Annotated in this window: 13 protein-coding genes; 4 read left to right on the top strand and 9 right to left on the bottom strand. The window is 62.0% G+C overall.

The genetic code is table 11. The annotated features are described in order from the left end of the window. Nucleotides 1-177 precede the first annotated feature (177 nt). Nucleotides 178-936: an SDR family NAD(P)-dependent oxidoreductase gene (locus WA302_RS22325; protein WP_025304825.1), complete on the bottom strand. Its 759-nt coding sequence runs from the start codon at nt 934-936 to the stop codon at nt 178-180. A 114-nt stretch (nt 937-1,050) separates the two neighbouring features. On the opposite strand from WA302_RS22325, the gene WA302_RS22320 reads away from it, so the two are divergent. Together WA302_RS22320 and WA302_RS22315 are read left to right on the top strand one after the other, a co-directional pair. Beyond that, nucleotides 1,051-1,914, top strand: a complete 864-nt coding sequence (locus WA302_RS22320; protein WP_099816925.1) for a LysR family transcriptional regulator — start codon at nt 1,051-1,053, stop codon at nt 1,912-1,914. Nucleotides 1,915-2,007: 93 nt separating this feature from the next. Next, on the top strand, nt 2,008-2,757 hold the full coding sequence (locus WA302_RS22315) for an NAD-dependent epimerase/dehydratase family protein (protein WP_043142321.1): 750 nt from the start codon (nt 2,008-2,010) through the stop codon (nt 2,755-2,757). Between the two features lie 33 nt (nt 2,758-2,790). Here WA302_RS22315 and WA302_RS22310 read toward each other — a convergent pair whose 3' ends face one another. Continuing rightward, nucleotides 2,791-3,957, bottom strand: a complete 1,167-nt coding sequence (locus WA302_RS22310) for an MFS transporter (protein WP_025304822.1) — start codon at nt 3,955-3,957, stop codon at nt 2,791-2,793. Nucleotides 3,958-4,336: 379 nt separating this feature from the next. Here WA302_RS22310 and WA302_RS22305 point away from each other — a divergent pair, with 379 nt between their 5' ends. Further along, a complete protein-coding gene (locus WA302_RS22305; RefSeq protein WP_043142322.1) occupies nt 4,337-5,437 on the top strand; it encodes an alkene reductase in 1,101 nt (366 codons plus the stop codon). Between the two features lie 31 nt (nt 5,438-5,468). On the opposite strand, the gene WA302_RS22300 is transcribed toward WA302_RS22305, so the two are convergent. The 7 genes from WA302_RS22300 to WA302_RS22270 all read right to left on the bottom strand — a co-directional run bounded on the left by WA302_RS22300 (nt 5,469) and on the right by WA302_RS22270 (nt 12,079). Further along, on the bottom strand, nt 5,469-6,212 hold the full coding sequence (locus tag WA302_RS22300) for a nucleotidyltransferase domain-containing protein (protein ID WP_099816924.1): 744 nt from the start codon (nt 6,210-6,212) through the stop codon (nt 5,469-5,471). Between the two features lies 1 nt (nt 6,213). Then, nucleotides 6,214-6,726 (bottom strand): Mpo1 family 2-hydroxy fatty acid dioxygenase, encoded by a 513-nt coding sequence (locus tag WA302_RS22295; RefSeq protein ID WP_336064750.1) that lies wholly within the window; start codon nt 6,724-6,726, stop codon nt 6,214-6,216. Nucleotides 6,727-6,797: 71 nt separating this feature from the next. Next, nucleotides 6,798-7,241 carry a universal stress protein gene (locus tag WA302_RS22290; protein ID WP_025304818.1) on the bottom strand — a complete coding sequence of 148 codons (444 nt, stop codon included), beginning with the start codon at nt 7,239-7,241 and terminating at the stop codon, nt 6,798-6,800. A 21-nt stretch (nt 7,242-7,262) separates the two neighbouring features. Continuing rightward, nucleotides 7,263-8,036 (bottom strand): siderophore-interacting protein, encoded by a 774-nt coding sequence (locus tag WA302_RS22285; RefSeq protein WP_025304817.1) that lies wholly within the window; start codon nt 8,034-8,036, stop codon nt 7,263-7,265. Continuing rightward, complete coding sequence (locus tag WA302_RS22280) at nt 8,017-9,462, bottom strand: efflux transporter outer membrane subunit (RefSeq protein WP_025304816.1); 1,446 nt, start codon at nt 9,460-9,462, stop codon at nt 8,017-8,019. Before WA302_RS22280 ends, WA302_RS22285 begins: the two co-directional genes overlap by 20 nt. After that, a complete protein-coding gene (locus tag WA302_RS22275) occupies nt 9,459-10,502 on the bottom strand; it encodes an HlyD family secretion protein (protein ID WP_060434858.1) in 1,044 nt (347 codons plus the stop codon). Before WA302_RS22275 ends, WA302_RS22280 begins: the two co-directional genes overlap by 4 nt. A gap of 41 nt (nt 10,503-10,543) precedes the next feature. Continuing rightward, nucleotides 10,544-12,079 (bottom strand): MFS transporter, encoded by a 1,536-nt coding sequence (locus WA302_RS22270; protein ID WP_313245902.1) that lies wholly within the window; start codon nt 12,077-12,079, stop codon nt 10,544-10,546. 142 nt (nt 12,080-12,221) lie between these two features. Here WA302_RS22270 and WA302_RS22265 point away from each other — a divergent pair, with 142 nt between their 5' ends. Further along, nucleotides 12,222-13,124 carry a LysR family transcriptional regulator gene (locus WA302_RS22265; RefSeq protein WP_025304814.1) on the top strand — a complete coding sequence of 301 codons (903 nt, stop codon included), beginning with the start codon at nt 12,222-12,224 and terminating at the stop codon, nt 13,122-13,124. Nucleotides 13,125-13,150: the final 26 nt, after the last annotated feature.

Raw genomic sequence — 13,150 nt, 5'->3', positions numbered from 1 at the left:
CCTAAACCTCGCGGCCTCTGTCCCATCGGGGAACAGAAACGCGAGGTTTAGGTTTTGCCTGCCGCAGCAGTAACAACCCTAAATCGGTTGAGCTATGACGTTAACACCGTGGATTTTGCCGGGGCAAGGCTTTGCGCCGGCAAATTGCCGAACTGTGATCGCGGGGGCAAAACGGCCTCAATGCGCGAAATAATGCATGCCGCCATCTACCGGGATCACCGCGCCGGTGATATATCGCGCGAGCGGGGAACAAAGAAACGCCGCCAGATAGGCCATATCTTCCGGTTCGCCGAAGTAGCCAATCGGGATATGTTGCGCAATGAACGCCCGGCGCGCTTCATCGCAAGCGTATAAGCGCTCGCGGATCTGTTCACTGTTGATGCGCCCCGGCTGTAACGTATTGACGGTAATCCCCTGCGCAGCCACGTCGCTGGCCAATCCTTTGGCCCACAGATGCAGCGCGCCCTTGGCGGCGCTGGCGGCGCTCAGGCTGCGCGGCTCCATCGATCCGCTGATGTTGATAATCCGGCCCCAGCCTTGCGCCTGCATGGCCGGCAACAGCGCCTGAGTCAACCGCCGGGCCGGTGTGAAGTTCAAAGCAAAGGCGTCATCCCAGCTGCGATCGCTGTCGTTCAGCGTCGTGGGGTGAAACGCACCGACCGCGTTGATCAGAATATCGACTGTCCCCGCCTGGCGCAGCGCCTGCGCCGCCAGCTGGGTTATCGCGTCGGGGTCGGTCACGTCTGCAACGGCTACCCACGGGCGCACCGCCCCTTGCCGTTCAACCTCATCCGCCAGCGCCTGCAGCCGATCACCGCGTCGTGCGGTAGCCACCACCTTGACCCCTTGAGCAGCCAATACCCTGACCATGCCGGCACCGATCCCTTCGCTGGCGCCCGTGACCAATGCCGTACGGTGTTGCAACTGTAAATTCATAAGAAAACCTAACCTAATTTTTCGATTTTAAAGGGAACGTTCACACATTGAATCACGGCGCGCTCTGTGTGAATATTCCTGAAAATTACGTCGATACCGTGCAGGAATTCACTGATGTTTGACTGGCAGGATTTAAAACACTTCGTGGCGCTGGCGCGTACCGGTTCCTTGTCGGCGGCAGCGCGGGAGCTGGGTTGCGATCACGCCACCGTCGGGCGACGCGTAGCGGCGCTGGAACAGGCGCTCGGCCTGCGTTTGATCGTGCGTCAGCCACGCAGCACGCCCTTGACCCAGGACGGGCAGGCGATTGCCGGGCTGGCGGCGGAGATCGAGGCGCAAAGCCAGGCTATTGCCCGCCATGCGCGCAGCGCCGGCGCAACGCCACAGGCCGGGGTGCGCATCAGTGCGCCGCCGTCGATCGCCGCGCATATTCTCGCGCCGCGCATTGCCGCATTTAACCAGGCTTTTCCACAGATCGTCGTCACGCTGTCGGGTGAATCGGCGCTCGCCGAGCTGGATCGCGGCGAAGCCGACATCGCCGTGCGCATGGTGCGCCCACAGCAACCGGAGCTGTTGACGCAGCGCATCGGCATGATGCGCTACGCGCTGTATGCCGCACCGGAGCACGCGGCTCTGCCCGACGCGGCGCGCCGCTTTCTCGCCTATGACCATCACTATCGGCAGCAGCCGCATCAGCAATGGTTGGTGCAGCTGTTGCAGGGGCGTCCGGTGGTCTTTCAGGCCAGCGATCTGTTTTCACTGCAACAGGCGGCGCGTTCAGGGCTAGGCGCCGCCGTTTTGCCGACGTTCGTCGCCGATGGCGATCCGGATCTGGTCGCATTGCCAACGGCCAACGCCGCGCCAACGCGTGAGCTTTGGCTGGTGACGTATCCCGATTTAGCGCGCACCGCAGCCGTGCGTGCGGTGATGAATTTCCTGGTCGAAACGCTCGGCACAACGTGCCCATTACCGGCATAAAGCATCAGAATGACTAATATAAATACTGGACAAAAGTCACGCAGGGGATTATTACTGGTCAACGCTTAATCGAGAGTAGGGATGGCAGTCACCATGGTGTTGCGTACTGATGTAGGACGGATTCTGATCACCGGCGCCGGCGGCCGGGTAGCCACGGCGTTTCGTCAGGCGATGGGCGATCGCTACCCGCTACGGTTGGCGGAACGGGATGTCAGCCTGCTGCGCGATCGGCAGCCCGGCGACGAAGTCATCAGCTTCAACATCGCCGATCTCGACGCCTGCCGCGCGGCCTGCGCCAATATCGACACCGTGTTGCATCTGGCGGCCGATCCCTCCCCCGATGCCGACTTCTGCGGTTCGTTGATGGACAACAACATTCTGGGCACCTTCAATATCTTCCGCGCGGCGAAAGACGCCGGCTGCCGCCGGGTGGTGTTCGCCAGCAGCGCGCAGGCGGTGGAAGGCTATCCCCTCGACTATCAAATCCGCCCGGATGACGCACCAAAGCCGAAAAACCTGTACGGCGCCAGCAAGGCCTTCGGCGAAGGCATCGCCGCCTACTTCGCCCATCAGGAAGGGCTTTCCGCCCTGTCGGTGCGCATCGCCAACTTCACCACCCTGAGCCGGGGCGAACAGCTTAGCGCCCGCGACATGAGCGCTTTTCTCAGCCATCGCGACGCCGCCGATCTGCTGGAGCGCTGCATTCGTGTCGAAGGGGTGCAATATGCGGTGGTGCACGGGGTTTCCAACAACCGCTACAAACGTTTATCGCTGGAAGAGACCCGACGCCTGCTCGGCTACGCCCCGCAGGACGATGCGTTCAGCCTGCTGGGCTTTGAGTGAGCACGGCGGAGAGTTCCGCCGTGCAGGTACAACTTAGTTGCTGGCGTAGGCCACTTTTTCGGCCTGACGGTGGGTGAACAGCACCAGCAGCAACGCCAATCCGGCAATAATTGCGCCCATCACCGGCACGAAGCTGTATCCCAGCCCGGCGGAGACCACCGCGCCACCGGCGGCGGCGCCCAGCGCATTGCCCAGGTTAAAGGCACCGATGTTGACCGAGGACGACAGGCCCGGCGCTTCGCTGGCGACACGCATCACGCGCATCTGCAGCGGCGGCACCACGGCAAAGGTCGCCGCGCCCCAAATCACCATGCTGACTGCCGCGCCGATTTCACTGCGCGCCAGGAACGGGATCACCAGCATAATGACCACCAACAGCAGCAAGAAGCCCTTCAGCGTCGCGCTCTCGGAGCGGTCGGCGAATTTGCCGCCCAGGTAGTTGCCGATGGAGAAACCGACGCCGATCAACACCAGCATGGACGTCACGAACAGCGGCGTCGCATCGGTGATGTGCTGCAATACCGGCGAGATATAGGTATAGAGCGTGAACATCGCGCCCGCGCCCAGCACGGTCGTCAGCAAGGCGGACAGCACCTGCGGGCGTACCAATACCGACAGTTCGCGCTTCACATCCGGGCGCGCGCCGGCGCTGCCTTTCGGCAACGAGAACCACAGCCCCAACATGGCGATCACCCCTAACCCTGCGGTGGCCAGGAACGACATGCGCCAGCCGATGGTTTCACCCAGCCAGGTCGCGGCAGGCACCCCGCCGATATTGGCGATGGTCAAGCCCATAAACATGGTCGCCACGGCGCTGGCCTGTTTCTCCTTCGGCACCACGCTGGCGGCCACCACGGAACCGAGACCAAAGAACGCGCCGTGGTTCAGGCTGGTGATGATGCGCGACAGCATCAGGGTGGTGTAGTCAGGCGCAATGGCCGACAGCACGTTACCCAGGGTAAAGATCGCCATCAGGAAGATCAGCGCGCTTCTGCGCGCCCGGTGCGAGAGCAGCAGCGTCATCAGCGGTGCGCCGACCATCACGCCAACGGCGTAGGCGCTGATCAACATGCCGGCCATCGGGATGGAGACATCCACCCCTTTGGCGATGGTCGGCAGCAACCCCATCGGGGAAAACTCGGTCGTGCCGATGCCGAACGCCCCCACCGCCAGGGCTAATAAGGGAAAGTTAATTTTCATTCAACAACTCCGGTTAACCGCTGCCGAAGCGCGGGAAAGTTAAGATGCCAAAAGTATGACATTGATCACACCAAAGATAAGCAGGCAGGAGGCTAAAAGACTTTTGCGATTTTGTTAAAAATCGTGGGGAAAAACAGCCGCCGACTCTATCTCAGCAACGCACCGACAAGCAATAGCCGCCGTCGCCCGAGCGCACATCGGGTTCATTCGCACCACCTGCGCAAGCCGCCATACCGGCCCATCGGCGGCTACCGCAACTATTGAACACAGAGCAAAAGTGTTTTGTTATTGTGCGCGTTTTTAGAATTAAACGACGAAATATAATGGCCTCAGTAAAACATCAATGCCCTACGACCTAATTCACATAGAGGGAAGCGCCATGCTTTTTGACTCGTATTCTTTAAACGGTTTATCGCTGAACAATCGCATCGTCATGCCGCCAATGACCCGCTCTCGGGCCGGCGCCGGCGACGTCGCCACCGACATGATGGCTGAATATTATGCCCAGCGCGCCAGCGCCGGGCTGATCGTCAGCGAAGGCACGCAGATCAGCCAGCAGGGCCAGGGTTATGCCTGGACACCCGGCATTTACTCCCCGGAACACATCGCCGGTTGGAAAAAAGTGACCGACGCCGTACATCAGGCCGGCGGCAAGATCTTCGCGCAGCTTTGGCACGTCGGCCGCGTGTCGCATACCATTTTACAGCCTGGCCACGCCGCGCCGGTCTCCTCCTCCGCCATCCAGGCCGACGGGGTCAAGGTGTTCGTGGATGTCGAAGGTCGCGGGCCGGAACATGGCGTGGGTGAAATGGTGCAGCACTCCGCACCGCGCGCCTTAACGCGGGAAGAAATTCCGGCGATCGTTAACGACTACGCTCAGGCGGCACGCAACGCCATCGCCGCCGGTTTCGACGGCGTAGAGCTGCACGGTGCGAATGGTTATCTGATCAATCAGTTTATCGACTCGCGGGAAAACCAGCGCGACGACGAATACGGCGGTTCACTGCAAAATCGCCTGCGTTTCCTGCGGGAAGTCGCGCAGGCGGTAGCGGATGCCATCGGCAAAGAGAAACTGGGCGTGCGCCTGGCGCCGCTGACCACCCTGATGGGCTCGCAGGACGATACCCCGGAAGCCACCTATCTGGCAGCGGCCAGCGTGCTGAACGATATCGGCGCCGCTTACATTCACATCGCCGAAGCGGACTGGGATGATGCCCCGGTGATGCCGGCAGCGTTCAAAGAATCGCTGCGCCTGATTTTCCGCGGCACGCTGATTTACTCCGGCAAATACACGCGTGAACGCGCTGAAGAAGCGCTGGCCAAAGGCTGGGCGGATCTGATCGGCTTCGGTCGCCCGTTCATCGCCAACCCGGATCTGCCCCACCGCCTGCAACACGGGCTGGCGCTGAATGCGCCAATCAAAGAGAAATTCTTCGGCGGCAGCCGGGAAGGCTACACCGATTACCCGACGATCGGATAACGACTGCCGACAACGCCGGCTCAAGCCGGCGTTATTTTTTCTGTGCTTCGATCCAGTCGAGAAATCGCATCATTCTGTCGCTAAAATCCGCGTCATTCGCCTCTCCCACCGCGTGCGCTAACCAATAGTCCATTTCATCTCGCTGCTCTGCATAAAGCGCCAACAGCTGTTCGGCATAGTCGGTTAACGTTATCGGCCAGAACGGGCTTCCCTCGGCGCGCAGCATATTGGTGGCTCGGATCAGTTTTCTGGCCGCTTCGCGCTTTAAGCGCCTCTCATCCGATACCGTCCTGGCCTGCAGCAGTTGCTCCCGATAACGCGCCAATACGCGGGGCAAATCGGCATTGACCGCCAACGCGATGCGCCGATCGGGCTGAAACAGCGGAAAAGCGGCGGACAGGTCTTCGCCCCACAGGCAGCGACAGTGATGCTTCAGCCAAAATCCCCAGGAATCGTGATGCTCCGGCGCCAACGCCTCATCAACGCTGCCGATATCAAAGTCGACCTTGCTCACGATCCGCTGCTCCAGCTGAAAGGCTTGCCGCCACGCCTCAAGGCGCTGTAACGCCTCACTATCGGCTGGCTTGTTGAGCAACAGCGTGATGTCCAGATCGGACACGCCGGGAAGGGCTTCGCCACGCGCGACGCTGCCGTAGAGGTAAATGCTGTGGATGAGTGCCGGGAATTGGCGTGGCAGCCCCGCCGTCAGCGCTTCCAGCAGCGGGATAAAAGCCCGCTGCAGCGGAAATGCCGCCACCGTGGGAATCAGCGCCACCTCATGCCCTCCCGTTGCGCACTTTGCCCGAGCGCATTTCGATGTTCCGCTGCAGTTCGCGCAGCCCGCCGGCCAGGAAGCAAGCTTCCGCCAGCACGAACAGCGGGCCGATGATCAGGCCCGTCACGTCGTCCATAAACGCCGGTTTTCGTCTCTCCCAGAAATGCCCGACAAACTGAAACAGCCAGCCGATGACGAAGCCGCCGATGCCGACGCTCAGCCACGCCGCCGTCGACAGCGACGCCACCCAGGCGCCGACCCCGAGGCACAGCAGCAGCAACGCCAACATCATGACGCCAAGGCGCAGGCTCAGCCGCAGGTAATAGAGAGCCGAAACGATAACCACCGCGCAGGCCGGCGAGAACGGCAGCCACCCCGCACCCCATGCCGGCCGGGAGAGCAGCGTCAGCAGGCTGACGACGATCAGGGGGATGCCGATAAAGTGCGTGACGATATTGCGCGCATCACGATGATAGGCGGCGTAAGCGGCAAGTTGATCTTCCAGACTTCGCATGTTGACCTCCGGTATGTACGGCCTTCGTCGCCGAACGCGCGCAGCCGCATGCGGCTGCCCTTACCCATAGCTTAGCGCGGGATCACCAATACCGGTTGGCCAATCTCATCCAGCAGGCCACGCGTGACGGAGGCGTTCAGCCAGCGCCCCAACGAAGACAGGTGGCGGTGCGAGATGATCAGCAAATCGCAGTTGAACAGCGCCATCTGTTCCGGGATCACCTCGATGGGCGTCCCCGCTGCCAGCAAGCCCTGGGCGTTGAAACCCTGCTGCTTCAGCGCCCGCGTCACCTGACCGACCTGCTTTTCCGCCAGCGCCTCTTCCCGTTGAGCGGCGGGGTACTCCTCGCGCTCATCGCTGTCGAAACGCAGGCCGCTGCGGCTGAGCGTAAAGGCATTGTCTACCACCGTCAGCACGATCACGTCGCCGATGCAGCCTTGCAGGCGCGCCATAAAATCCAGGGCATTGCCGCTGTGTTCAAAGCAGTCCACCGCCAATAACACTCTCTCAATCATAACCATCCTCACTCGCCTGAGTTAAATCGCGCCCTTGAAGTTGGCTTCGCCCTTTTTCCAATACCCCTTGGCAAACAGCGCAGCGCGGGAGATACCCATTTCGTTGATAAAGCGCGCCTTCAGGTACGCGGCAATCTGGTGTTCGCAGGCCAGCCATACCTGCCCTTCGCCGGACGGCAGTTCGCAATGGCTGACGGCCTGCACCAGCGGGCTGTTCATCACGCTGTCAAAATGTCGGGTGCGAATTTGCCAGCTGTTCACCTGCAAAAAGGAATAATCGACATCCTGAATCTCCTGCGCATCGCCCACTTCGGCGAACCACAGCACCGGCAACGGGTCGGACAGCGAGGCGAGAATGGTGCGCATGGCGGGCAACGCGGTCTCATCGCCCAGCAACAGCAGCCAGCGAGTTTGCGGCAACAATCGGAAGCCGCCGGAGCAAGGGCCGGCGAACCCCAGCTTGTCGCCCGGCATCGCGTCGCGCGCCCAGTTCGACGCCGGGCCTTCGCCGTGCAGCACCATATCGATATCGAAAGTGCGGGCGAGTTTGTCGATGCCGCTCAGGGTGTAAGCCCGTCCGGCCAGCGTGTCGCGCCACGGGAAGAACACTTTGACCCAACTGGCCGGCTCCTGCGCGCGCGGATCGGCGATAAACTTATCCACATCGTCGCCGCTCAACGTGATGCGGCGGATCCGGGCGGTGACTTGCCGCACGGCGCTCACCCGGGCCTCCCGTTTGCGGCGGGTGTCTCTTTCCAGCATCTCGTCGACAATCTTATTCAGCGTGTTGTGCATCAGCCTTCTCCTGTGGCGCCGCCGACGGGTAGGTGTGTTCCCAGCCGCCGCCCAGCGCTCGATAGATATTCACCACGGCGATCGCCGTCTCCTCCTCTGAAACAATTTGCGCGGACTGCAGATCCAGCAGCGCACGCTGCGTGCTCAGAACGTGGATAAAATCGCTCGCACCGTTCAGATAGCTGTCGCGCGCCAGCGCAAACGCGTGTCGGTTGGCGGCCAGCGCCTCGGTCAGGTGCGTCTGGCGGCGCTGCTGGGCGCGATAGCCGGAAAGCGCGTCGTCGATCTCGTGCCAGGCGCGCAGCACCGTTTGCTGGTAGGCGATGGCCATTTCCTGCTGCCGGTATTCGCTCAGGCGCACCCGTTGGGTGATTTTCCCCCCGTCGAACAGCGGCAAATACAGGGCGGGGCCGATGGCGAAGGTATGCGTGGACCAACTGCCCATATCCGCCAGCGCCAGTGCCTGATAGCCCGCATTGCCGGTCAGCGTGATGCGCGGATAGTAGTCGGCGGTGGCGATGCCGATCTCGGCGGTTGCCTGATGCAAACGCTCCGCCGCTTCGCGAATATCCGGCCTGCGCAGCGCCAGATCCGACGGCACGCCCATCGGCACCGCGCGCGCCAGCGTCGGCAGGGGCTTCGTCGGCGCCAACATCGCTTTCAGCGCGCCCGGCCGCTCGCCCAACAGCAGGCTGATGGCGTTGATCAAGCGTTCCTGCCTATCGAACAGCGTCGGCAGCAGGGCATCCACCTGCGCCAACTGCACCTGCGCCTGATCGACATCCAGTTCGTTGCCCGCGCCGCTCTGATAACGACTTTGCGTCAGCTGCAGCGTGCGCAGCGCCGTGGCGCGGTTTTCCTGCGCCACCGCCAGCTGTTGCTGCGTGGCGCGCAGGCGTAGATAGTCGCTCGCCACCTCCGCCGTCACCGACGTCAGCAGTGCGCGCCGGTTCTCCTGCGAAGCGGCAAAGCCGGCGCGCGCACTTTCCGACGCGCGACGCAGCTTGCCCCACATGTCCAGCTCCCAGGTGGCGCTGGATCCGCCGCGCCAGAGGTTATAATCCGCCTCTCCGCCGTTGCCGGACGGATCCATGCTGCCCACCGAGGTGGCGCGCTGGCGCTGATAGGCGCCGTCCAGGCTCAGATCCGGCATCAGCGCCGCCTCTGTCACGCCCAGCAAGGCGCGGCTTTGCTGCATGCGCGCCGTGGCGAGCTGCAGATCCAGGTTGCCGGCCGCCGCGCGCTGCACCAGTTGCGACAGCGACGCATCGTTGAATATCGACCACCAGGCCACCGGCAGCGCCCCGCCGCCGGCCTGCTCACCCCAGCTCTCGGGCAGCGCGTTCTGCGGCCGAGCGTAGTCCGGCCCCACCGCCCGGCAGCCGCTCAGCGCAATCAACAGCAGCGGGATCACGGCTCTGTTCATTGCAGGCCCCCGTCCAGCGTATTGATGCTGACGTCCGCAGACATGCCGACGCGCAGGGCGCTCAACAAAGCGGCGTGCTCTTTGTTGATATCAAATACAATTTTCACCGGGATGCGCTGAACGATCTTGGTGAAGTTGCCGGTGGCGTTCTCCGGCGCCACGGCCGCGAAACTGACGCCGGAAGCCGGCGCGATGCTGTCCACCTGCCCTTTCAGCGTTTGGCCGGGAAAGGTATCGATATGGATGTCTACCGACTGCCCGTGCGCAATGTTTTCCAGCTGGGTTTCCTGGTAGTTGGCGATGATGTACAGCTTGTCCTGCGGCACGATGGCCAGCAGCGCATCGCCCGGTTTGACGAACTCCCCGACCCGCAGGCTGTTCTTGCCGATCACGCCGCCGATCGGCGCGGTGATGCGGGTGTAAGACAGGTTCAGCTCGGCCATCGCTTTCTTCGCCTGCGCCAGCATCAGCTCGGCATCGCTGTCCGCCAGCTTGGCTTGCAGCACCTGCTCCATGTTTCGCGCCGCTTTAAGCGTCGCCTCCGCCTGCGCCACATTGGCGGAAAGCGTGTGCACTCGCGTTGTCGCCTGCTGCGCCGCCTGCTGTGAACCCGCGCCGCTGCTGGCCATTCTCTGGTAGCGGTTCTGCTCCTGGCGCGCAAACGCCAGCTCCGCCTGCGCCGCCTGCCGCTCCGCCTGCGCGGCGGCGATCAGCGCGCTCTGTCGGGTCAGGTTGGCCCTGGCGTCGTCCTGGCGGGCGCGGGCGGATTGCTCCTGCGCCGTCGCCTGCGCCAATGCGACGTTGAATTCACGCGGATCGATCACCGCCAGCAATTCCCCCTGTTTGACCCACTGGTTGTCCCTGACCAACACCTGCGCAATTTCACCGGCAATCTGCGGAGAAATACGCGAGATATCGGCGCGAATATAGGCGTCGTTGGTATTCTGCTGTGTCTCTTTAATAAAGAACTTATTGATTAATAACCCCAGCGTAATGACGGCAACCGCCAATACGGCGACGGCGACTTTCTTATTAGCCATAAAAGTGACTCCAATTAATATTTATTTCTGATGATAAAATGTCAGGCAGCGACCGAACGCGGCGGATAAATACGGGTCGGCATAACTAAAATCAGCGCGGTCAGTAATAACGCCAGGCCGGCAACCAACAGATAAAGATCGGCGCTGGCCAGCACGTGGCCCTGCCGGGCGGCAAGCTGCGCCAGCTGCTCCACCGACCCCGATGCGCGGCTGTAGGCCGAGCCGAAGCCGTCGGCGATCGTACCGGCGTGATAATCCCCGCGCTGCCGGCTGAGCAGCGCGATGGCGCCGCCGGCAGCGGTGGCGGCGAAACCTTTCACCGCGTTGAACCAGGCCGCCGCAAACGGCCCGTCGGTCGGCAACAGCCCGCCGGTCGCCTGCATCAGCAACGGGATGATCGCCATCGGTTGAGCGACCGCCTGCAACAGCGCGATGACGCGGAACGTGTCGCCGTTCCATTCCGGCGTCAGCTGAGCCGCCAGCACGCAGGCGGTGGCCATCAACAGCAGGCTGATCGCCAGCACCCAGCGGCAATCCACCCGCGGCGTATTGCAAATTATGGCGACGATCGGCAGCGTAATTAATTGCGGCAATGCGACCCACAGCATTAAGTCGGAGGTTTGTTCCTGACGATAACCCTGAATCGTGGCTAAATATCCCGACGTGATATTAACCAGCGACACCATAATTAACAGCACGCCACCCAGCGTAATTAAGGAGAAAGACAAATTCCTTTTGCTTAATAGCTGCAAATTAAAAAAAGGCAGCGGGTGATACCATTCGTTAATCAGAAATAACGCCAATAATCCGCCGCCGCCCAATAATAAAACGTAGATCAGCGGCGAGTTCAGCCAGTCGAGGCGCTCCCCCTGTGAAATGCCCACCGTCAACATGCCGAGCGCCATGCCGCCGAGCAGCAGGCCGCGCCAGTTGAACTGCCGCAGGCGCTCCAGCCGCAACGGATCCTGCGGCAGGCCGTAACCGATGCACACGGCGGCGATCGCCATCAGCGGCAGGTTCCAGTAGAAATACCCGCTCCAGCCCCAGTGAAAGGCAAAGGCGGCGGCGGTAGCGCCCAACGTAGCGCTCCAGGCCGAGACCCAGCCGTAGGCACCCAGCCCCAGCACCTTGATCAGCGGCGGCATAAAACGCAGCACCACCGTCATCAGCATCGGCGGCAACGCGCCGCCGGCGAAGCCCTGCAGGCTGCGCACCGCCAGCAGCACGCCATACTGATCTCCCAACCAGGGCGTCAACAGCCCACCGGCCAGGTAAATGCCGCACATCGTCAACGCCACCCGGCGCAGCGAAAAGGTCGGCCAAAAACAGGGCGTGAACCCGGAACCGATCACAAAGCCGGTGACGTAGCATGTGGTCAGCCAGCTGCCGGCATCGAAGCTCAGCAGCATGCCACCCTGTATATCCGCCAGCGCAAACTTGCTGGCGTTTTCCCCCACGCCGCTGGCCATCACCGCCAAAAACACGCCGAACAACCCCAGCCAGGTACGGCCGTTGATTTCACCGGCGCTGGCGAGCCATCGATTTTTGTGGTGCGGCGTAACAGACACCTCAACCATTCCCCACTCCTGCTGTTTCAGCCTCAATCTTTGTTGTCGTGGGCAGTATCCGGAGTTATTTCGATTGTTTAAAATGAAATGATGTAATTAACTAGTTGCACAAAACGCAACCCATTGAGCGCACCCCCCCCCCGGAGAGGCCATGCCGCAAAAAATTGATTTCAACCTGATCTATGCGCTGAATCTGCTGCTGGAAGAAGGGAGCGTGAGCGGCGCCGCCGAGAAGATGAATCTGAGCGCGCCGGCAATGAGCCGCATTCTCGGGCGCATCCGCCGGCAGTTCGACGACCCGATCATGGTCAGAGCCGGTAAGCATCTGGTGCCGACGCCGCGTGCGCTGGAGTTGAAACGCCAGCTCGGCGACATCATCGAGCAGGCCACTGCGCTGATCGCACCGAGTGATGCGTTCGAACCCGGCAAGCTGACCAGAACCTTCACCATTCGCGCCAACGATATCTTTATCGGCGCGCTGGCGGGCGGATTGCTGGAGACGCTGCGGGAATCGGCGCCGCTGAGCGGCCTGAAATTCATCGCCGAAAGCGACGGCGAGGATGACGCGCTGCGCAGCGGCAAAGTGGATCTGGTGATCGGTTCCTCACGCGACTGGCACCCGGAAATCAAGACGCAGAGCCTGTTCACCAGCACCTTTCAGGCGCTGGTGCGCCCTGGGCACCCGATCATAGGCCGGGTAACGCCCGAAACCCTGACCCATTACCCGCATATCAGCGTTTCTCGCCGCGGACGCACGCAGGGGCCGATCGACGACGCGCTGCGCGATCTCGGCCTGCAGCGCAACGTCGCCCTGACCCTGCCGGGCTTTCATTCGGCGATGATGCTGACCATGAAATCGGACTTTATCCTGCCGCTGCCGCGCCACGTGCTGCAGGGGGTGAGCAACATCCACCTGCCGTTGGCGGAGCTCGAGCTGCCGCTTGAGCTGGAATCGGTGTTTATCGTCCAGGCCTGGCACCCGCGCCTGGATCGCGATCCGGCGCACCGCTGGCTGCGGCAGACCATCAAGCAGTTCTTTTTGCAGCGGGAGTGAGGGGGTTCGCCGCCCATAATGCCCCC

Origin of the sequence: Serratia sp. 201 (genome assembly GCF_037027545.1) — a bacterium.
In the GTDB taxonomy this organism is placed as follows: Bacteria; Pseudomonadota; Gammaproteobacteria; order Enterobacterales; family Enterobacteriaceae; genus Serratia; species Serratia bockelmannii.
The sequence above is the reverse complement of the archived record's forward strand: the minus strand, read 5'-3'. Positions and strand labels throughout refer to the sequence as shown.